Consider the following 21,862-nt stretch of genomic DNA (forward strand, 5'->3'; position numbering starts at 1 on the left):
GTCCTTTAGAACTAGGGCATTGCCTGGCCCATGAAAAAACCTCACCCTGTGGTGGCACAGGGTGAGGTTTTTTTGACACTAGTAGTTAGCGAAAATTAGCAAGGCATCTCTGCACCTTTGCGCGAGTAATACCACCAGGTGATAGCCATGCAACTGACGTAGAAGGCGATGAACACATACAGCGCCATATCAGGTGCTCCCGTCATCTTGATGGAAGTACCAAAGCTTTGCGGGATAAAGAAACCACCGTATGCACCTATGGCACCAGAAAAGCCGAGCACAGCGGCGGATTCTTTGGCGGCATCCAGCCTGGCTTGTTTCAAGGCTGGCTCGCCCTTGCCCTTGGCTGCGCGTTCACGGTCGGTCTGGAAAATGATCGGTATCATGCAAAAGGTTGAACCATTTCCCAGGCCAGTCAAAATGAACATGATGATAAAAGACACCAAGAACGTCATAAACTGATGCTCATGCAAAGCGGGCAAAATGCCTGCTATTATAGTGGCTGCCATGGCGACAAAGACCCAGAATGTTAATCTGGCTCCACCTATTTTGTCAGAGATCATGCCACCAATTGGTCTTGCCAGTGCACCGGCCAAAGGCCCGAGAAAGGCAAATTTCGCGACATCAATTTCAGGAAACTGCGCCTTGATCAGCATCGCAAATCCGGCAGAAAAGCCGATGAAAGAACCAAAGGTACCGATATACAACCAGCACATCAGCCAATTGTGTTTGCGTTTGAAGATCACCGCCTGATCCGCAAAAGAAGCTTTGGCCGAGGCGATATCATTCATGCCAAACCAGGCCATCAGAGTTGCCACGACAATAAACGGTACCCAGATAAATCCGGCATTCGCCAGCCAGAACATATTGTCTGCACCTGTTTTGGCATTATGAAACAGGAAACCATCGCCAGATATGCTGGCACCAAACATGGCTGAAGAAATCACGAAAGGCGTCACAAACTGAACTACAGAAACACCCAGATTACCGATGCCCGCATTCATCCCGGTTGCATAACCTTTTCGTGATTTTGGGAAAAAGAAACTGATATTCGCCATACTGGAACTGAAATTACCACCACCAAAACCGCACAGCAGCGCCAGTATCAATAAGGTCGAATAGCTTGTAGTTGGATCCTGCAATGCAAAGCCCATGCCAATAGCGGGGATCAACAAACTTGCTGTGGAAATCGCCGTCCATTTACGGCCACCAAATACGGGCACCAGGAAAGAATAGAAAATCCGCAAGGTCGCGCCTGACAAGGCAGGCAAAGCCGTCAGGAAAAACAGCTGGTCTTTACTGAAATGGAATCCAGCCTTGTCCAGATTAGCCGCAACCACGCTCCACAGCATCCATACTGTAAATGCCAGCATCAGACTGGGTATGGATATCCATAAATTTCTATTGGCAATGGAGCTGCCTTCCTTGCGCCAGAACTCAAGATTCTCTGGCTCCCACCGGTTTAATACATGACTCATCATATGCTCCTGGTTTTCAATAACTTGTAATCAAAAAGTGCTCACAGATGTCAGGCTGGCATAGCGGCCTGCGCTGCCAGCATGCCTTCTCTGCGGAACTGGAAATGCATCCACACCAGGGACACACAGACGGTGCCATACAACAGCATGAAACAGGAACTGCGCACACCGGTAATGTCAACAATCGCACCGAACAAGACCGGCAAGATGAAGCCTCCAAGACCACCGGCCAAACCAACTACGCCAGAGACGGCACCGATATTGCTGCTGTAGTCATCCGAGATGAATTTGAAGACAGACGCCTTGCCCACCGCCATGGCAATACCCACGACAAACAGGATGGTCGTGAACAGCATTGGTGTCAGGCCGATATGGAATGTCTGCATGCCGTTGATGGTCTTGATCGTAAAATCAGTTTGTGGATAAGACAGCAAGAAGAATGCTACCCAGCACACCCACATGACCCACCAGGTCACCTTATAGGCACCAAATTTATCGGACAGCCAGCCGCCAAAGGCACGCAGGACACCGCCAGGCAAAGAGAAGCAGGCGGCCAGCAGGGCAGCGCTCTTGATGTCAAAACCATATTCAGTCACGTAGTACTTGACCATCCACAAACTCAAGCCCACATAACCACCGAAGACGACGGAGTAGTACTGGCAATAACGCCAGACCTTGGGGTCTTTCAGCATTTTCAGCTGGGCCAGGAAGCTGATGTTTGATTTGACGTTATGGCTGGGATCAGTGGCAGAGAATACCCAGAAGATCAGGGCTGCAGCCAGCATCATGACTGCATACACCTTGGGCACCAGAGTCCAGCCAGCTGCTGCGATCAATGCCGGGGCGATGAATTTATTCACCGCCGCACCAGAATTGCCGGCCCCAAAGATGCCCATGGCAAGACCTTGCCTGTCCTTTTTGAACCAGCGGGCAACATAAGGCGTGCCGACAGAAAAAGAACCGCCTGCCAAGCCAACGAACAAACCCAGCACCAGAAAATGCCAGTAAGCCGTCGCATAGCTGATCAGATAGATAGGTATTACTGTGAACAGCATCAGCAGGAACAGGACGATGCGACCGCCAAAACGGTCTGTCCAGATGCCCAGTGGTACGCGTATCAGCGAACCGGTCAGCACCGGCATGGCCGTCAGCAAACCAAACTCGGTTTCATTCAGATGCAGGGCGGTCTTGATGGGTATCCCAATCACGCCAAACATCATCCAGATGGTGAAACATACAGTGAACGCCAGCGTGCTGGAACCCAGCACCGCATACGCTTTGCCCTGACTGGCCATGACAGCTCCTTTTACTTTTATAGGTGCTATCAGCTTACAAAGAGTAGGGGTATTTAGAAATTCGTCTGACGGTTGCTGTTTTCCATGCAAAAGGAGGGGACGCATGTCTGGAAGAACTAGTTCTTTTGAAGAGCCGGACCGGAGCAAACCATGCAGGTCACGCAGTCGGCGCAGACACGATTAGTGCATCAATTGCAAGTAATTGAAAAATTTATCGAAAAAACAACAAATTTGTGCTAGCGATTGCTTGGCTTTGTTGCAAGATGCATGTCAATTTTATAAACTGAAATGGCAAGTAAATACCATTGATATCCTTTCACACTCTCCTCACTCCGATTTGAGATCACCTTATGCATACACAATTAAAACAAATGCGCCGCCTGGCTGGTGTCGCCACCGTGACCGGGGCCAGCATGTTCTGTCATGCGGTTCTGGCACAAGAAGCCAAAATCAAAGAGACGCCACCAGCACCGCCGCTGGCCAGTCAGATCGATGACCGCGATGTAGCCGCAGACCTGATCAAGCCCGCAGCCAATCTGCTGAGCGGTGAGCAGCGCAAGATGGTGGAAAGATCGGGCCGTGAAATACGCTATTTCCTGCCAATACAGATGACGCCAGGGTTTATCTACAATCCCTCTACTGGCGAATATGACCAGGTGTCCTTGCGCTCGTATGGCCGCAATGTTTCTGGTGTGCCTAATCTGCTGCGCCCCGACTTTGTTGCACCTACGGTAGTCATGAAACCAGGACAGACCGTGCGCTTTGACCTCAGTAACCGGCTCGACAAGGAACCAGGTTGCGAGCTGGTCGCGAAAGACAATGTCAATACCCCGCATTGCTACAACACCACCAATCTGCATTCGCATGGTTTGTGGATTTCTCCATCGGGTAATAGCGACAATGTGCTGCTGGCGATCAAGCCCAAGGTCAATTTTGAATATGAATACAATGTGCCAGGAGATCACCCGGCTGGCACTTTCTGGTATCACCCGCATGTGCATGGATCTACTGCCATACAAGTTGGCAGTGGCATGGCCGGTGCCCTGATCGTCAAAGGCGACAGGCAGCCTACCGTACTCAGCAATGGTGATCTCGACACCTTGCTCAATCCCTTCAAACCTGCCGCGGGCAGCTATGGCGAAGTGATGCTCATGCAGCAGATTCCCTATGCCTGCTTTATCAAGGGACCTGACCCCAAGAACCCTGGCAAAGAAATAGACGTCATACAGACCAACCCTGATGGTACCTGGCTATGCAAAAAGGGAGACATAGGCATAGTGCAAGACTTTAAGGCGCAATTCGCCCCCACTGCCTGGACCAAATCTGGCCGCCATACCCTGATCAACGGTTTCGCACGTAATCCTGCCAAACCTTTGGTGATGGAAGCTGGCAAACTGTATCGCTGGCGTTTGATAGATGCAGGTGTACGTGAGTCCATCGTTTTACGTATCCGCAAAATCAACGACATCAGCAAGCTGACACCAGCCGCCAATACACCAGAGGCACTGCAAGCCGAGGTTAAAAATGCCTGCAACGGCATTGACGTATTGCAGTTTGAAGTCGCAACCGATGGCCTGACACGCCCCAGTGCTTTTGCCAAGGTGACCAATACCTTGCAACCGGGCTATCGCAGCGATATCTTGTTCAGTCTGCCAGAAAAAGGTGATTATTGCGTCTATAGCGATTCCGGCGCGCCTGACTTTGTTTCTGCCCAGCCGAATAATGCGAAGGTGATTACGGTGATCCATGCTACCGGCAATAAGACCAGCGGTGATCAGACGCAATTCGTGACCAAAGAACTGGTACGTGCAGCTGGCTTATTGTCGAGAAGTGTGCGCGATACCATCATCAGGGATTTGAAAGATGGCTTGAAACTGACGAAATTCGTGCCGCATAAAGCCATCCCCGAATCCGAACTCACTGACCCACAAAAACCAGTCGATCTGGTACTGGGTATTGATCAGCGCGGCGGCAAAATTGCCTTTGACGTCAATGGTGCACCCTATGTACCATCTGAAGTCCATCAGACCCTGATTTTGGGTCAGGTACAGGAATGGCATATCAAGTCTTACAACCCGACTGACACCGGTGAAGCACCGATACAGCATCCTTTCCACATCCACGTCAATCCCTATCAGATTATCAGCATCACCGATAAAAACGGCGTCGATGTCAGCGCACTCAAAGATACGACAGCGCCGACGATAGGGCAATATGCCGGTATGCAGGGAGTATGGAAAGACACCATCATGGCGACGCCAGGCTACACCGTCAAGACCCGTACCCGCTATCAGCGCTATATCGGTGAGTACGTATTGCATTGCCATATCCTTGATCATGAAGACCAGGGCATGATGCAAAACGTCAAGGTCGTGCTGCCGGATGGTAATGGCGGTGCATCCACAGGTGGACATGGAGCACATGGTTCGCATTGATGTGTACATTGACCCACATACTCGTTATTAAGCAGACTTCCTGAATACACAGTGTGGTTGCATACGAATAATCGGATAATCGAACATCCGGTAATCAGGCAGCCACACTGCTGCACCTGCCTTCAGGTTTGGGCATCAAGAATGAAAGATACAAAATGAACACCTCAAGATATCGATTGCTCGCGGGCCTGCTGCTCGCCAGCTGCTTCACCATCAATGTCAGCGCACAAATTTCAGTGCCCCGGGAAATCCAGTATCGCAAGAACATTGATGAACTCAGTGCCGAGGAACTGGCTGCATTCGAGCACGCTGTGAAGATGATGAAAATCAAGAGCGCGAAAAACATTTATGACAGAACTGGATTTTTATGGCAAGCCTGGGTCCACAATTGCACTTCGGTTGCGGTAAATGACAAGCGCCACCATGCGCTGGGTAGCGGTGACGACAAGCAATTGTATGAAGTCATTAACGGGCAACTGAATGTCGGTAATGAGATTAACGACACCTTAAGCAACCCGTTCAACGGTTGTAAATTTGACGAACAGGTTAAAGGTACTGGCAACATTACCTATGAAAATCCGGGCATGTGCGAACACAGGAAAGACACTTTTTTCCAGTGGCACAGAGCTGAGTTTTATTTTTACGAAAAAGCCCTGCAAGATGCTGACCCCGAGGGTTTGTCTGGCCCGAGTACGAAAAACGTTACCGTCCCATACTGGAACTTCACCAAGCCCCCAACGGGCAATCGTTATCCTAAAGCTTTTGAAGATTCAGCATCGCCATTATGGTTCAAGCACAGGTTGCAGAATCCAGCTGGCAGCAAACCTGCCATGCCCAGTTACACTTCACCTTATCTGATGGCCTACCTGATTTACAAGCAGGACTGGCAGTCCTTTGGTGGGTATTCCCTGGGTGGTGCCGGTAACTCGGGCTCATTTGAATCACAAATCCACGATACCATGCACGACGAGTATGTGCATGGTTACTTGCGTAACCCCGCTACTGCTGGTCTTGATCCCCTGTTTTATTCCTTCCATGCCTTCATTGACTATGCCCTGGAAAAATGGATAGAAGAGCACGGCAGCGAGACGATCACAGGTGGCAACTGGTTCATGCGCGGCGAACAGGATGCGCGCCTGCAATTGCCGGTCGGGTTTGAAGAAGGTATTGGAAAAAAACGCGAGCCGTACAGCAATTACACCAAAAACATGGGACGGGCAGAACTGTATTACGACACCAAAAAACAGGGTTATGCCTATCAGTCCGGTGCCTTTGGCGAGTTTGTCCCCAAGAGCCAGATTGACGCCATCGTTGCCAAACATAATCTGCCAGGTGCAACCCTGGGAGACAATCCGCAAAGCCTGTTCAGTGAGTTGATGAGCCATGGCGCACATGGCCCTGCATCCCGTCCCAATGCGATAATCCAGGGCAAAGTCAAGATTCAGTCGCTGGATGGAAGCAAAGCCCTCATCGATATCGTGCGTGAGGCTGGCAGCGACGATTACAGTTATCAGGCGGATGTCTACTTCCATCCGCAAGACGTTGCAGCCGATGTTGGTAATAAAAATTTCCGCAAGCGCTACCTGGTCTTGAGTGCCAGCTATTGGGCCTTGTCCGGGCATCATCACCATCATGATGATGCAGGCAGCAGTGTGCCTTTGAGATTGACCCAGGATATCAGCAAGGATATCAACAACCTGCGTCTCGGCGGCAAGGATGGCCAGGAATGGACTGTCACGCTAGCGATCAGTTCGCGTGATAATCCGTCCGGCAAATTTGCCTTCAGCGCCCCCGTCATCAATTACAGCAAATAAAATCAGGAGTGCATGATGGTTTCGTTTAACCGTGACATCAAACCAATTTTTGCCCGCTACACAGCCTGTATGAAAAGGGTAGTGTTAGGTGATACACAAGGCACAGCCAACCTTGAACTTGACGACTATGAATGCGTAAAACGTTTTTATTATCAGGTACAGGTGGCGATCCATGGCTATGACGAGGCAGTTGGCGCACCGCCCCTGCTTGTGAAAGACGGCCCCGACAAAGGCAAACCCGTCAAAGCCTCACACCCCATGCCGCCTGGAGGAGAAAAAAACCGCATGGATCAAAAGAAAATTGATTTATATGACCAATGGATAAAAGAAGGCATGCAACCCTGACTCATTGATCACCTGGTCGGGTTTATGGAGTTATCCAAAAACCCGGCAGGTTTTAGCTCAATAAGCTCAATGAGCTTAGTTAAAATTATCCGCAAGCTCCGACGTAACCGCAAGACACGCAACGGCTGCAACCATCTATTTTTTGCAGGGCATGCGCGCCGCAATCAGGACATTTTTTGCCGGTAGGGATATAGCTGATCGGTGCTGCGGTTTCGCCTTCATAGGCCAGGTCATCCATGCCGTAGTGGTGGCTTCTTTGCTTGAACTTTTCTGCCAGTACGGTGATAGGGATCTGGTTACCGGCAGCATCGAGGAAGCCACGTTTCATCAGTATGCGTTGCAGCGAGTAACCGATGGCGGCGACTTCGGATTCATGGAACAGCGGTGCCTGTGAGCCATCATCCTTGGTGATCATGCCGCATCGTACAGTACCCTTGTCCCACACCACTTCCCGCATGTCTGCCAGTGCCTTGGCAATCGAACCACCAGAGCGCGCTGCCATTGACAGCAAACGCATGCTGGCTGAGATCCATTGCTGGCCATCGTTCTTTTGTCCTGCAGGCATGAAGAATTCAAACGGGCGTTCTATCGTCACGCGCTCGCCACCGACCATGCCGTCTATGTGGATGAAGCTGACTGTCAGGTAGACTGTCTTTTTTCCTTCATAAGTCATGTACTGCACTTTGGATGTCACAGATTCGAGATCACCAAACGGGCGGCCATCGAATTGCTTCCGCAGCAGGTCATCATCGGGAATATGTTTGACTTCTGGTGCTGGTTCAGTAGAGACAGACAGGACGCTGCCCAGGATATTATTTGGGCGGTAAGTTGCCAGGCCTTTGAGGCCAGCGCGCCAGGCATCCATGTACAGGTTCTGGAAATCTTCGTAAGGATAATCTGCCGGTACGTTGACGGTTTTTGAAATTGCAGAATCAATATACGGCTGCACGACCTGCAACATCTTCATGTGGTCGCTGGCAGACATATTGAGGGCTGTGACAAACTGCTTTGGCAGCTTGCTGTCATCAGAAACGTCGTTGCCCTGATGGCGGTACAGGCGCCATGCATGGTCAGCCACTTCATAGACTTTGGCATCGCCAACTGCCATGCGTTTCTTGCGGTTATACACCCAGGAGAACGCCGGTTCTATGCCATTCGATGCATTGTCGGCAAAGGCCAGGGTGATGGTGCCGGTAGGGGCGATGGATAGCAAATGGGAATTGCGCAAACCATGTTTGGAAATCGCATTGCGTACATTTTTTGGCAGGCGTTTGGCGAAAGTACCGGACAGGTATTTTGTGCTGTCGAACAATAGAAACTGGCCTTTTTCTTTAGCCAGTTCTGCTGATGCCAGGTAGGCGGCATCACGCATGACTTCAGATACTTTTTGTGCGAATGCACGGCCGGCATCGGAATCATAACGCTGACCCAGCATGACCAGGCTGCTACCGAGACCCAGGAAGCCCAGACCGACGCGGCGCTTGGACATGGCTTCGGCTTTTTGCTGAGGCAAAGGCCAGGCCGTGGCATCCAGCACATTGTCGAGCATGCGTGTCGCTACCGTCACCACTGCTTCAAAGGCAGTGAAATCAAATTCGGCTGCATCAGTGAATGCACCCTTGATGAAGCGCGTCAGGTTGATCGAACCCAGGCAGCAGCAACCATAATCAGGCAATGGTTGTTCTGCACATGGATTGGTGGCTTCGATTTTTTCGCAATAGTAGAGATTGTTCTCGGCATTCATGCGCGACAAAAACAGGATGCCCGGTTCTGCATGGTCGTAGGTCGATTTCATGACCTCATCCCACAGATCACGCGCACGTACGGTTTCATACACCCACAGACCGTCTTCACGCTGATAGGCACCGGCTTCTTTTTTATCTTCGCCAGGTTCAGCTTTATGTACCAGGCAGTAGTCTGTATCTTTGGCAACTGCTTCCATGAACTCATCGGTGACGCCGATGGAGATATTGAAGTTCGTCAAACCGCCCTGGTCTTTGGAACGAATGAAATCAAGGATGTCAGGATGGTCGCCACGCAAGACACCCATCTGCGCGCCACGACGGGCACCGGCAGATTCTACGGTAGAGCAGGATGCATTGAATACCTGCATGAAAGACACCGGGCCGGAAGCGCGTGAACGCGTACCGCGCACCAGTGCGTCCTTAGGGCGTATGGTAGAAAAATCATAGCCTACACCACCACCACGACGCATGGTTTCTGCTGCATCTGCCAGGGCTGTATAAATGCCGGGTTTGCCATCGGTGGCGCTGGAAACAGAATCACCTACCGGTTGTACGAAGCAATTGATCAGGGTGGCGTGTAAGTCCATGCCAGCGGCAGAATTGATGCGGCCTGCTGGCACGAAACCATTTTTTTGCGCCCATAAGAATTTTTCTTCGTAATACGCCTGGAAGTCTGGTTGCTCCACGCTGGCCAGTGCTTTGGCAACACGAGACTGCACGTCGTGGATGGTGACTTCATCGCCTTTGGCGTATTTTTCCAGCAAGACATCGAGGGAGATTTCTTGAGGAGACATTTCCGTCAATCCTAAAATTTTTTCGTTTGCGTTCATGTGAGAAAGTTTTCTTTGTTACTTGTTGCAGAGATGATTCCGAAAGCTCGCCAATCAGGATAAAAAAGCAAGGCGAATACCAAATACCAGGCTGATTTATGTCGTTCGGGACTTTTTAAGAAAGGTGAAGACGCAGGGGCACATTTTCATTATAAAAAACAAACCCTACAAGTATTGTTCTATTATTGCTCTATTGAAATTAAGGCATCGAAATGCCAGGCATCCTGATGTCTGATGGCTCCCATTATAAACCCCGTCGCCACATTTTTTCTTGAGCTGAATCTAGATAAGGACAATCCTCAGGGCAAGTCATAGCAAAATTACCAAGCTGAAATTCCCTTGAAAATCACTGATTTTTGCGGTTAATGGAAACTGCAGGAGTGATACGGGATTTTTGGATAGCAATGCCTGAAGTTGATCTTTATGGCAAGCATGGGTATATGACATTGCGGGATGTTTACCTGCAAAAAAATTCGCCATGGAGCTTGCTATTCAGATATATGTTTTTACAAACTAAATAGTTAGTCCATCGTTTCCAATATTGGTCTGATGTCAGTAAGTCTTGTCAATATTGCCGCTTTTTCGCGATTTCCCTACAAACTGTGAAAAACTCTGTGAAACTCAGGGATAACAGTGATTTCTTAATGACTGAATAACATATACTTGAACAAAAAATTGAACTAAAAAATCCAGTAAATGCAGAGGGCACATAATGAGGCAGGACAGTTTGGCTAAGCGATATCTTTATCCTCAGTTTCTGTTCGCCTGTACCAGCTTGCTTTGTCTGGCGCTCTTGCTGACTTCTTTGCTATTTTGCCAGCCTGTTAAGGCGGCCAGTGTACAAAGCCTGCGCTTTGAGCAAGTCGGGCGTGACCAGGGTTTCCAGCATGAATCCGTGCAATCCATGCTGCAAGACCGCCAGGGCTATATGTGGTTTGGTACCCAGGGTGGCCTACACAGGTATGATGGTTCCAAGGTGGTATTTTTTCGCCATGACCCCAGCCGTACAGACAGCCTCACCGATAACTGGGTCTGGGCTTTGCATCAGGATGACAAGGGCAGGATCTGGGTAGGTACGCGCAATGGTGGCCTGCATAGGTATGACATGGCGACCGAAACCATGGTCAGGTATAAACGTAACCTGGCAGATATCCGTAGTTCTGGCGGTAACCAGATACAGGCCATCATCAGTGACAGCAGTTCTGGTTTGTGGCTGGCGACCGGCGATGGTCTGGCGCATTTTGACCCCGACACTGCCCGCTTCCAGATTTTGCGTCACGATGACAAGGATGCCACCAGCATTGCCAGTGATCAGGTCAGTGCACTGAGTCTGGATAAAGACGGCAATCTATGGGCGGGCACCAATGCCGGTTTGAGCGTCATGTACCGGGGCAAGACCGCTTTCGAGAATTTCCGTCTCGATAGTGACGGCAAGCCAGACCCGCGCCACAATAATGTACAAAGCATACTCAGCGACAAGCAGGGCAATCTGTGGATAGCCACTTCTGCCGGTCTGGAAATCTGGTCTAAAGAACGCACCAAAAAACGACGCCTTGGTTTGGCTGAAGGCTTGGGCCCTGGCCCTGTTTCCTCCCTGCTGGAAGACCGCGATGGTGTCATCTGGATAGGTACGGATGACGGCCTGAAACGCTGGAACGCTGCCGACAACAAATTCACTTCATACCGCCATCATGCCAGCGACAGGCATAGCCTGGCTGACAACCGCGTCACCCGCTTATTGCAAGACCGTACCGGTACTTTATGGGTAGGCACCTGGCTGGGTGGGGCCAGCCGTACCAATCTTTCCAGCGGTGGTTTTGAGCGCCTGTTGCATTTGCCTGGTGAAGCCATAACCCTGAGTAATAACACTGTGTCAGCTATTACCAGCAAGGGTGGTGTGGTGTGGATAGGTACAGGTGAAGGTTTGAATCGTCTGGACAAGGCCAGCGGTCAGATACGTTCTTACCAGCATCAGGACCGGCAGCCACTCAGTCTGAGTAATAGCAAGATCAGGGCCCTGAAACTGGCACCGGAAGACAAGCTTTGGGTAGGTACGCAAGATGGCTTGAATTTGTTTGACACCGTGACTGAACGTGCACAGCACTTCCAGAATGATCCCAAACAGCCTGACAGTATCAGCTCCAACATCGTGCATTCACTGGCATATGACAAAGCAGGTAATCTATGGGTGGCAAGTGATGACGGCTTGAATCTCATGCAGGGTGCCAGGTTCAAACGCTATATGCATAACCCCAAAGACAGCGACAGTCTTAGTCATGGCCGGGTAGTGTCTCTCCTGTTTGACCATCGCGACCAGTTGTGGGTGGGCAGTTTTGGCGGGCTCGACAAGCTTGACCGCAGTACCGGACGTTTCGAACATCATCATCATGAACCGGACAATCCAAATAGCCTTAGCCATAGCCGCGTGTATGCCGTGTATGAAGACAAGGCCGGCGTAATTTGGGTAGGCACGGCAAGTGGCCTGAATCAGATGGTGCAGGGTGCTGATGGCAAGATCAGTTTCATTCGCTATGGCGGCGCGCTGGGCAATGATGCGACCGCTGGCTTTGCAGAAGATGAGGCAGGCAATCTGTGGATCAGCACCGATGGTGGCTTGTACAAACTGGGGCCGGACAGGAAAACGCTGAAGAAATATACTGCCGATGATGGCCTGGTCGATGGCACTTTCACAGTCGGGGCCAGCCATCGCGATACCGATGGTGCCTTGTACTTTGGCGGCTTTCAGGGCATGGCCTGGTTTTATCCGAAAGCCATACGCGACAATAATGCCAAGCCGGTCACGACGATTACTGATTTTCAGATTTTCAACCAGTCTGTGCGCGGCGGCAAATTGCCCGCTGGCGTGAAAATGGATGGCAATATTTCTGATGCCAGATCCATCACCCTTTCTTACAAACACAGTGTCGTGTCGATAGAGTTTGCGGCGCTGAATTATTCAGACCCCCAGCATTATCGCTATGCCTATAAGCTCGATGGCTTTGATGAAGACTGGGTACAGATAGATGGCGCCCACCGCGCAGCCAACTACACTAATCTGGGCGCTGGTGAGTATGTATTCAGAACCAGGGCTGCCACCAAGGATGGTGAATGGAATGATGAAGGCGCTAGCCTGCTCATCACCATCACACCGCCATTCTGGATGGAATGGTGGTTCAGGATTATCGTCAGCCTGATTTTACTGGGACTTATCTACCTGGTGTACCGCTGGCGTGTCAGTCGCTTTTCTGACCAACAAATTCTGCTGGAAGAACTGGTCAGGCAAAGAACTGCCGAGGCTGACCGTGAGCGCAAACGCTTGACTGACCTCACCGATGTCTTGCCGCTGTCAGTCTACCAGTATCGTGAAAGACCGGATGGCCAAAGGGAATACGCCTACGTCAGCGAGAATGTTAAAAACGTCATGGGTGTACCGGCAGCAGACTTGCTGGCCGACAAAGACGCCCGCTGGCGCACCACGCTGGCTGAAGACAGGGAAGCTGCCGAGATCAGCCTGAACCGGGCTGTCGATAACCGCACTTCCAGCAATTTCCACCAGCGCGTCCTGGTGGATGGCAAGGTGCGCTGGTTGCGTTCGCAAACCGTGGCTCCCAAGCGTGTCAATGGCGACTGGATATGGAATGGTTTCTGGATAGATGAAACGGAAACCTATCTGCAAAAAGACGAGCTGCGTGAAGCCAAGGAACAGGCTGAACAGGCGACTGTTGCCAAGTCTTACTTCCTGGCGAACATGAGCCATGAAATCCGCACGCCCATGAATGCCATCATCGGTCTCTCGCATCTGGCCAAGAAAACTCGCCTGACGCTGAAGCAGCGCGACTACATCGATAAAATCCATAGCGCCGGTACTTCTTTGCTCGGTGTGGTGAATGACATCCTGGATTTTTCCAAGATAGAGGCAGGCAAGCTCGATATTGAATCTGCCGAATTTGTACTAGCCGATGTCATCGACGATGTCGCCACCATCGTCAGCCACAATGTCGCAGAAAAAGATATAGAGCTGGTATTTGATATCGACACTCATGTCCCCCACAGCATGCGCGGTGACCCTTTGCGCCTGGGGCAGATCATTACCAACCTGGTCAACAATGCCATCAAGTTTACTGACCGGGGTTCTGTCATCATCCTGGTCAAACAGGTGCAGGCCGAAGTCGACAAGGTACAACTGCAATTCAGTGTGCAGGATACTGGCGTTGGCATGACAGAAGAACAGCAAGAAAACCTGTTCCAGGCCTTTACGCAGGCAGATAGTTCCACCACGCGCAAATATGGCGGCACGGGTCTGGGTCTGACGATATCGCGGCACCTGGTTGAACTCATGGGTGGCACTATCTGGGTCGAAAGCCAGGTAGGCAAAGGCAGTCATTTCCATTTCACTTGCTGGTTCGCTTTTGCCAGCCCGGCACCGCAAATCATCTTGCCGCCGCAAGTACAAAACCTGAAACTGCTGGTCGTGGATGACCATGACGTGGCACGCCTGCATTTGCAAAAACTGGGGCAGCAACTGGGTTTGACCGTGAATGCTGCCAACAGCGGCAAGCTGGCGCTGCACATGCTGAGTGAAGCCAGGGTACTTGGTCACCCATATGATTTGCTCTTGCTCGATGCCCATATGCCAGACATGGATGGTGCCACCACCATGAATGCGATTGCCGCCAGCATGGGCAAGGAAGCACCGCAAGTCATCATGCTGACCACCATGAGCTTTGATGAAACCACCATGCAGGCCAGGACCTATGCACCGCTTGCCTATCTGTCCAAGCCCACAGGCATGGCAGGCTTGCTGGAGATTTTATTGCGTATCAGCGCTTCATCGCGTGAAGCGCCGGTCAGCACCGCAGCCGAGACGCACAACGACTGCCGCTTTGAAGGCTTGCGCATCCTGCTGGTCGAAGACAATCACATCAACCAGCAAATTGCTGCAGAACTGATGACTGAGGCAGGCATCATCGTTGAAGTGGCCGACAATGGCCGCATCGCCATCGACAAGCTGAATCGTGGCAATCCTTATGACATCGTGCTCATGGATTTGCAAATGCCCGAGATGGATGGCTATGCCGCCACTACCGTCATTCGTTCTTACCCTGAATGGCTGGACTTGCCCATTATCGCCATGACAGCCCATGCCATGAACGAAGAAAGGCAGCGCTGCCTGGACACAGGCATGAATGACCATATCGCCAAACCGATAGACCCGGACAGTTTCTTTGAAACCCTGAGCCGCTGGTGTGGCCGTCGCATGCCTGGCTACCAGACTGATCTGCCAGCCAGCACAGGCATACAACCGCCAGCCTCAGTTACGCAGACCTCAGTTACCACTACCGCAGCGGTAAGCAAAGCTGAGCCAGCGAAGCCAGAAGTCGTTGTTCATGATCTGACCATACCTGGTGTCGATGTCGCGCCAGCCCTGCGTCGCTGCGGACAAAATCTCGACCTCTACCTGCGTCTGCTGCAAATCTTTGTCGACAGTGCCGCATCCACGCCAGACAAGATCAGGCAGGCGCTGGAGAAGGGCGACCGTGGCACTGCCGAGCGCGAAGCACACACCATGCGCGGTGCCGCTGGCAACATCGGCGCGACCACGCTGGCGGCGGTATCAACCGAGCTGGAACTGGCAATTGAAAAGTCTGAAGAGAACGAGGCGCTGATACAAAAATTCACCGCTGCCAGTGCGGAACTGATCAATGCATTGAAGCAGGCTTTAGTGGAGCAGACGGCTAAGGCAGCAACTGAGGCCGCAGCTGAAGAGAAACATAAAGCAGCAGCCAAGGATGCTGATGCCGCAGAGGCAACAGAAGTAGCCCAGCTATTTGCCATGCTGCGCCAGTATCTGGAGGAATCAGACAGCGAGGCACTGGATTATTTCAATACCCATAATCTCAGCATGCGCCAGGTGCTGGGGGCGCAGGCTGAAGAGTTTGTGCAGTCGCTGCAAGTGTTTGACTTTGAAATCGCCTTGCAGATACTCGACAGTGTCGCTCCTGCAGACAGTGCTACTTTATAGATATTTCTCCAGCATCTGCATGGTGCGCGCAGTCGCCCCCTGATGCTGCAGGAAGAAGGCATGGGCCGCTACACCCATGCGCAGGCATTGCTTTTTGTCTGTCAGCAAGGCATGGGCCTGGCGGAACAGGCTCAGTGCGCCATCGACACGGAAAGCAGCGCCACTGGCAATGGCCTGATCAGTGATTTCAGAAAAATTAAAGGTATGCGTGCCCGTCAGTACAGGCTTGCCCATGGCGCAGGCTTCGATCAGGTTATGGCCGCCCAGCGGCACCAGGCTGCCACCAACAAAGGCGATATCGCAGGCAGCATAGTACATATACATCTCACCCATGCTGTCACCCAGTACGACCCGTATGTCTTCACCTATAGTAGCGATTTCTTCATGGTTCAGGCTGGATCGGCGCAGGTATTTGATGCCATGGGATTCCAGCAGGCTGGCAACATGGTCAAAGCGTTGCGGGTGGCGTGGTGTGATGATCAGCAGCGGGTTGGTTTGCAATAGAGGCACTTGCTCGACAAAGGCTTGCAGTATCAATTCTTCTTCGCCGTCGCGGGTACTGGCACACAAGATTACCTGGCGCTCACCAAAGCTGCGGCGCAGGGCTGCGCCGCGTTCTGCCATCAAAGGTGGTGGTGTCACATCAAACTTCATGTTGCCGGTCACACCTGGTTGCTCTATGCCCAGCTCATGCAGGCGCAGGGCATCAGGATTTGATTGCGCAGCCACACTGCTGATCGCACGTGCCGCAGGCAATATCAGCGAAGCCAGGCGCTGGGCCTTGCGCAAAGACTTTTCTGACAGGCGGGCATTCACCAGCGCTACCGGTATGGACTTGGCCTCACACTGGGCGATCAGGTTGGGCCAGACTTCTGTTTCTATCAGTATGCACAGTTGAGGAGAAAAGTGCCGCAAGAAGCGTACGATCATCCAGTTGATGTCATACGGTAAAAACGCCTGTTGCAGGCGTGGGCCGACATCGGCAAACAGTTTGTCGCCTGTTTCACGCCCTGTAGCTGTCATGTGCGTCAGCAGGATGCGGTGTTCAGGGCAACGTGCCAGCAGGGCGCGTATCAGTGGTTCTGCCGCACGGGTTTCACCGGCAGAGACAGCATGCACCCAGATCGTTGGTACGCTGACAGAGGCTGGGTAAAACCCCAGGCGCTCGCCTATATGCTGGCGATAGCCAGGCTCAAGGCGGCCACGCCACCAAAGGCGGAACAGGGCAAACGGCAGGGACAGACCCCATACCAGAGAGTAAAGAAGACGCATGCTTTATGTCCGACGGAAATTCACCAATACAATACCACCACAGACCAGTACTGCACCCAGCGCAAAGCGCGGGCTAATGGGATCGTGCATAAGAATGACACCAGCGGCCACGCCGAACAAGGGTGTCAGGAAAGAAAATACAGAAAGACGTGATGCCAGATAACGCCTCATCAGCCAGAACCAGGTCAGGTAACTGGCAAAGGCAATCACCACGGTCTGGAAAATCAGGCTGACGATGCTGGTCATATCCCATTGTGCAGGCAAACTCTCGCCACGCAGCAAGACAAATGCCAGCAAAATCACCGCAGCCACTGCCAGTTGATAAAACAAGGTCGTCGTCGGCTCTGCTTCAGACAGGCTGGACTTGCGTATGGTAATCGTTGTTGCCGCCCATAGTATGGCTGCGGCGACCCCAAAGCTGTCACCGATGAGCATATCTGCCACATCACGCTGGTTGCTACTGAAGGCGCCAGAAAAGGCGATTGCCACACCTGCAAAGGCTGACAAGATACCCAGCCACTGTGTTGATTGCAAACGCTCAGCAGGGATCAGCCAGTGCAGGCCCAGCACCGTAAAAATAGGCGCTGTATATAAAAACACCGACATATGCGAAGCCGTTGTGTATTTCAAACCCAGCGATATGCATAAAAATTCGATGGCAAACAAGAGGCCTGCCGCAATACCCGGTACTACATGCTTGTCACGCAGGGAAAACGGAATCTTTTTGATAAGTATCAGTAATAACACCAGCACTGCCGCCAAACCAGAACGCAAGCCCAGTTGCATACTGGCACTAATCACTGGTGCCGCCAACTTAACCGCCACTTGCTGCAAACCCCAGCACAGACAGAGTATCAGCATCAGGGATATGGCAAAACCATCAAGATTTTTACGTTGAGCGGACATCAAGCTTGGGAGTGTGGGCGAAGAGGTGGGAATATACCTGAAAACGGTGTGCAGGGGTGTATGTCTTGCTTGCTGTAAATGCCGGGTGGAGTATGTATTTTTATAATTTAGCAAGAAAGTTGAGCCAAATAAACTAGATAATTGATTGTCCAATAGGTAACTTTTTGCCACTCTGTAAACTGTACAGCTTAATAAAGCGAGAACGCAAAGCCGTCGCTCCTGCGCAGGCAGGAGGCTACCGGGCTGACGCTCCAGTGGTTTTCGTCATCAGGCAAGAACTTGAAAAATGGGCATAGTTCAACAAGGCACTTTGCAGTTCTGCAAAACCACTCCCATAAAATGATATCCTATGCCTCTTAAACAACATGCAAGGACATGTTGAGCCACCTACCCATCTTGGAAATGAATAGATGAGCACAGATATCTTTTGGCAAGCACTTTCAAACGCACAGCCTCAGTTGCAGCAAATGGAGGCCCGCGATGCAATGGAAGCCATCAATGAATTGCTGCAACCCCACTTTCCCAACCTGGCAGCAGAACTGCAGGGCAAACCGGAAGATGGTGTGTATGACCTGATCATCACTGCCCATGGTGCTACCGAGCATTTTCAGGATGTCATGTCGCTCACGCAGACAGCCCCCAAACTGACCATGTTCCCTAATGTGACCGCCTTCCGGGCGCGTACAGAAATGGGCGATTTTGGCATGTCCATGGACAATTTCAGCCTCAGCCCGGCCGATGTCCTGGTTGGCCATTATGCCGACACAGGCAGGGTGGGTCTGCAATTATGGTTTGCCAAACCGATACCGCAAGACATGATCGATCATGCCAGGCACATGTCCTTCATCCTGCTTGACCATGCCATCGGTGAATATGATTTCGCCATCAAGATAGGTCCGGTAGAATTCATGGACGATGCACCCGAACAGGCTACCGTCAGCCTGGCTGCCTTCCCGCCAGTGCTGGATAACTTCTGGCGTGATGACCTTGGGCATACTGCCCTGTTCCCCACCGGTGAGAATGAATGGACAGGTTTTGAGCTCGTCAGCAATACCGACCCTGACGACAAATTGCTGGTACAACGCAATGAATCTGCCATGTCTTTGGTAGGCAGGGCAGACATGCTGTGGCGTGTGCAAGTCGATGTGGTGCTGGATCATAAAGATGATCTGGAAGCCGCACGCGAGTTTGAAGACCAGCTCGAAACCCTGCTCATGCAAACCCAGGAAGGCATCACCAGCCAGATCACGCTGCATGGCAATGTGCGCAGCATGAACTGGCATGTCAGCGATGTAGAAACTGCCTTGGCCAAGGCACAAAAACTGGCAAAAAACTTCGCCCCGCTCGAGTTTGATATCAGCAGCGAATTTGATCCACAATGGCAAGACTACCTGCGCTGGGTTTCTTAGAGACTGTTGCAAAATTAATCTGGCGTTGTTGCGCCTCCCAGATGTAAAACCCGGTACTAAAGTACTGTCTGCGTCGACGGCGCCTAGCCGGGGGCACCTAGCCGGGGGCGCCTAGCCATCTTAACTTTGCAACAGCCTCTAAGGTAATGCTGAAAATAAATCGCTTGTACATATAGTTTTAACAGCCTATTTAAAAGAATTGGAATCATCTTGACTACCGTAGCCATCACCCCACAAATTCAAGCCAGCAACCAAAGCCCCTTCGTCCTGTTCGGTGGCATGAATGTGCTCGAATCCAAAGACATGGCCTTGCGCGTTGCAGAAGAATACGTGCGTGTCACCAGCAAGCTGGGCATCCCTTATGTTTTCAAGGCCAGCTTTGACAAGGCCAACCGTTCTTCCATCCATTCTTACCGTGGCCCTGGCCTCGAAGAAGGCTTGAAGATATTCGAAGCCATCAAGGCAGAATTTGGCGTACCCTTGATCACTGACGTGCACGAACCATGGCAAGCCGCACAAGTGGCTGAAGTCGTCGATGTCCTGCAACTGCCAGCCTTTCTGGCACGCCAGACTGACCTCGTCGTGGCGCTGGCCAAAACCGGCCGCGTCATCAACATCAAGAAGCCACAATTTTTGAGTCCTTCCCAAGTACAAAACATCGTCGAAAAATTCAGGGAAGCAGGCAACGACCAACTGATACTCTGCGACCGCGGCACCTGCTTCGGCTACGACAACCTGGTGGTCGACATGCTCGGTTTTGCCGTCATGAAAAAAGTGACGAACAACCTGCCCGTCATCTTCGACGTGACCCACGCCCTGCAACAACGCGAAGCTGGCGCCTCAGCCTCAGGCGGCCGCCGCGAACAAATCGTCGAACTGGCCCGCGCTGGCATGGCGACTGGTCTGGCTGGCCTGTTCCTCGAAGCGCATCCAGATCCGGCGCAGGCCAAATGTGATGGTCCCAGCGCTTTGCCGCTGGATAAGCTGGAACCTTTCCTGGCGCAATTGAAATCGTTGGATGATTTGGTGAAGTCGTTTGAGACGTTGGAGATTTAAGGCGGTTGTTATAGATGTGACTCTGAGCAGACTGGATGGCAAATGTAACCCAGTCTGCAAATGAATATGCCTTTTTATTTGTATGTACGAAAACCTCGATCATCTTTACCGCTTTCCTACTAGGGCCGCTATCGACGCACTGGCACTACGCTTCAATCTGCCCAATACAAAAAATATGCAGGATTGGGCATATGAAGTTGCTGATGCAAACAGGATCGATGAATTTCTCGCGGCCTATGATAGTGGTGAGTTAAGTGATGATGAAAAATTCACGCTCATGGTCATGCTTTTTCAGTCATTTTGGGACGCACTGGATGAAGGCAAGGCATTTTTGAATAGTGCAAGCTGGAAGCACTTTCTGGACTTGCTTGAACAAGATATAGAGATACATATTTATCTTGTCTGGTACTGGTCCAGTGTTGACAAGCCTGAAGCCGATATTGAAAACCCTGATTATATGTTTTCGATCAGTCCACTTATTCGCCCCGTGCTTTTACGACATCAGAGCAAATTCGCCAGGCATTAGTTTATCAATTTGAGTTTGCTTAAACTGGCTTTATAAGCGGATTGTTTTTTGCTTTGACCTGCACATAAATTTCTTTTGGTGGCTGCTCAAAATATTTGAGCAAGGCCGGGCACAGCCATCCTTCCATATTCAGTTTTTCTGAAAAATACCAATTGCCATTGCTGTCTGCCCTGCGCCAGGAAAGTTTGATCTGGTGGCCAGGAAATGGGGTGGCGGAGAACAGCATGATGAAACCCGATTCCGGATCAGGAATCGTGGCAACTACCTGATCTATCATGGTGTCAGCACCGCTGACGAATGGCTCTTGCAGAAGACCTACGCGTTCATCATCAAATACCCACATGTCGAGGTATTTGTAGGGGGCGATTACGTTGATGGCATTCATTTTTGTTTGCTTGCTAGATTTGAGTTGTTCACTGAAGGATAATTTAATTTGCGTTTGACGACAATGATTAAGATTCGTTGAATTTATTTTGATGAATAGTTATCTGATCAAAAAAAACGTGAGTATTGGACGCGATGACGCTGTTTTTGACTTTTGCCGTTCCGATGTGTCGATGCCTTTGATGCAAGGCAGAAAATGGAGAAAGAAATACCGCTGTTTGAGCGCAGCGAGTTTCGGGCATTTCCCATTTTTTGACTTGCAGCAAAGGGGTCCCCCTTTAGGGGGCAGCGACGCCTCGGTCGCCTTCTTTGGCTTACTTTTCTTGGCGAGACAAGAAAAGTGAG

General features: G+C 51.2%; 13 protein-coding genes. 7 read left to right on the plus strand and 6 right to left on the minus strand.

Going from position 1 to position 21,862, the window contains the following annotated elements; genetic code table 11:
• Positions 1-95 precede the first annotated feature (95 nt).
• Together AC07OI_RS11455 and AC07OI_RS11460 are read right to left on the minus strand one after the other, a co-directional pair.
• Entirely contained in the window at positions 96-1,481 is a 1,386-nt protein-coding gene (locus AC07OI_RS11455) for a NarK family nitrate/nitrite MFS transporter (protein ID WP_495257303.1), read from the minus strand.
• Positions 1,482-1,528: 47 nt separating this feature from the next.
• On the minus strand, positions 1,529-2,773 hold the full coding sequence (locus AC07OI_RS11460; RefSeq protein ID WP_495257304.1) for an MFS transporter: 1,245 nt from the start codon (positions 2,771-2,773) through the stop codon (positions 1,529-1,531).
• Positions 2,774-3,123: 350 nt separating this feature from the next.
• Here AC07OI_RS11460 and AC07OI_RS11465 point away from each other — a divergent pair, with 350 nt between their 5' ends.
• From AC07OI_RS11465 to AC07OI_RS11475, 3 genes are all read left to right on the plus strand, one after another.
• Complete coding sequence (locus AC07OI_RS11465) at positions 3,124-5,208, plus strand: multicopper oxidase family protein (RefSeq protein WP_495257305.1); 2,085 nt, start codon at positions 3,124-3,126, stop codon at positions 5,206-5,208.
• Positions 5,209-5,363: 155 nt separating this feature from the next.
• Complete coding sequence (locus AC07OI_RS11470) at positions 5,364-7,022, plus strand: tyrosinase family protein (RefSeq protein WP_492702173.1); 1,659 nt, start codon at positions 5,364-5,366, stop codon at positions 7,020-7,022.
• Between the two features lie 12 nt (positions 7,023-7,034).
• A complete protein-coding gene (locus AC07OI_RS11475; protein WP_492702171.1) occupies positions 7,035-7,367 on the plus strand; it encodes a hypothetical protein in 333 nt (110 codons plus the stop codon).
• Between the two features lie 85 nt (positions 7,368-7,452).
• On the opposite strand, the gene AC07OI_RS11480 is transcribed toward AC07OI_RS11475, so the two are convergent.
• Positions 7,453-9,942 (minus strand): adenosylcobalamin-dependent ribonucleoside-diphosphate reductase, encoded by a 2,490-nt coding sequence (locus AC07OI_RS11480; protein WP_495257306.1) that lies wholly within the window; start codon positions 9,940-9,942, stop codon positions 7,453-7,455.
• A 727-nt stretch (positions 9,943-10,669) separates the two neighbouring features.
• Here AC07OI_RS11480 and AC07OI_RS11485 point away from each other — a divergent pair.
• Positions 10,670-15,964, plus strand: a complete 5,295-nt coding sequence (locus AC07OI_RS11485; RefSeq protein ID WP_495257307.1) for a two-component regulator propeller domain-containing protein — start codon at positions 10,670-10,672, stop codon at positions 15,962-15,964.
• Here the strand turns inward: AC07OI_RS11485 and waaA are convergent.
• Both waaA and AC07OI_RS11495 read right to left on the minus strand, forming a co-directional pair.
• Positions 15,959-17,236: a lipid IV(A) 3-deoxy-D-manno-octulosonic acid transferase gene (gene waaA / locus AC07OI_RS11490; protein WP_492702137.1), complete on the minus strand. Its 1,278-nt coding sequence runs from the start codon at positions 17,234-17,236 to the stop codon at positions 15,959-15,961. The genes AC07OI_RS11485 and waaA overlap by 6 nt on opposite strands.
• 3 nt (positions 17,237-17,239) lie before the next feature.
• Entirely contained in the window at positions 17,240-18,142 is a 903-nt protein-coding gene (locus AC07OI_RS11495) for a DMT family transporter (protein WP_492702135.1), read from the minus strand.
• A gap of 410 nt (positions 18,143-18,552) precedes the next feature.
• Here AC07OI_RS11495 and AC07OI_RS11500 point away from each other — a divergent pair, with 410 nt between their 5' ends.
• The 3 genes from AC07OI_RS11500 to AC07OI_RS11510 all read left to right on the plus strand — a co-directional run bounded on the left by AC07OI_RS11500 (position 18,553) and on the right by AC07OI_RS11510 (position 21,133).
• The gene (locus AC07OI_RS11500) at positions 18,553-19,551 is read left to right on the plus strand and encodes a hypothetical protein (protein WP_495257308.1); all 999 of its coding nucleotides are present in this window, start codon (positions 18,553-18,555) and stop codon (positions 19,549-19,551) included.
• Between the two features lie 210 nt (positions 19,552-19,761).
• Positions 19,762-20,607 (plus strand): 3-deoxy-8-phosphooctulonate synthase, encoded by an 846-nt coding sequence (gene kdsA / locus AC07OI_RS11505; protein WP_495257309.1) that lies wholly within the window; start codon positions 19,762-19,764, stop codon positions 20,605-20,607.
• 82 nt (positions 20,608-20,689) lie between these two features.
• On the plus strand, positions 20,690-21,133 hold the full coding sequence (locus AC07OI_RS11510; protein ID WP_495257310.1) for a hypothetical protein: 444 nt from the start codon (positions 20,690-20,692) through the stop codon (positions 21,131-21,133).
• A 19-nt stretch (positions 21,134-21,152) separates the two neighbouring features.
• Here AC07OI_RS11510 and AC07OI_RS11515 read toward each other — a convergent pair whose 3' ends face one another.
• A complete protein-coding gene (locus AC07OI_RS11515; RefSeq protein WP_495257311.1) occupies positions 21,153-21,518 on the minus strand; it encodes a DUF6717 family protein in 366 nt (121 codons plus the stop codon).
• Between the last annotated feature and the right edge of the window lie 344 nt (positions 21,519-21,862).

The organism is Undibacterium sp. GW821-FHT07F11 (genome assembly GCF_059418665.1).

Bases quoted from the DNA above. Each gene is read 5' to 3' on its own strand.
- AC07OI_RS11480 (WP_495257306.1), bottom strand. From the start codon at position 9,942: ATGAACGCAAACGAAAAAATTTTAGGATTGACGGAAATGTCTCCTCAA.
- AC07OI_RS11475 (WP_492702171.1), top strand. From the start codon at position 7,035: ATGATGGTTTCGTTTAACCGTGACATCAAACCAATTTTTGCCCGCTAC.
- waaA (WP_492702137.1), bottom strand. From the start codon at position 17,236: ATGCGTCTTCTTTACTCTCTGGTATGGGGTCTGTCCCTGCCGTTTGCC.
- AC07OI_RS11455 (WP_495257303.1), bottom strand. From the start codon at position 1,481: ATGATGAGTCATGTATTAAACCGGTGGGAGCCAGAGAATCTTGAGTTC.
- AC07OI_RS11500 (WP_495257308.1), top strand. From the start codon at position 18,553: ATGAGCACAGATATCTTTTGGCAAGCACTTTCAAACGCACAGCCTCAG.
- AC07OI_RS11465 (WP_495257305.1), top strand. From the start codon at position 3,124: ATGCATACACAATTAAAACAAATGCGCCGCCTGGCTGGTGTCGCCACC.
- AC07OI_RS11515 (WP_495257311.1), bottom strand. From the start codon at position 21,518: ATGAATGCCATCAACGTAATCGCCCCCTACAAATACCTCGACATGTGG.
- AC07OI_RS11510 (WP_495257310.1), top strand. From the start codon at position 20,690: ATGTACGAAAACCTCGATCATCTTTACCGCTTTCCTACTAGGGCCGCT.
- AC07OI_RS11460 (WP_495257304.1), bottom strand. From the start codon at position 2,773: ATGGCCAGTCAGGGCAAAGCGTATGCGGTGCTGGGTTCCAGCACGCTG.
- AC07OI_RS11470 (WP_492702173.1), top strand. From the start codon at position 5,364: ATGAACACCTCAAGATATCGATTGCTCGCGGGCCTGCTGCTCGCCAGC.
- AC07OI_RS11495 (WP_492702135.1), bottom strand. From the start codon at position 18,142: ATGTCCGCTCAACGTAAAAATCTTGATGGTTTTGCCATATCCCTGATG.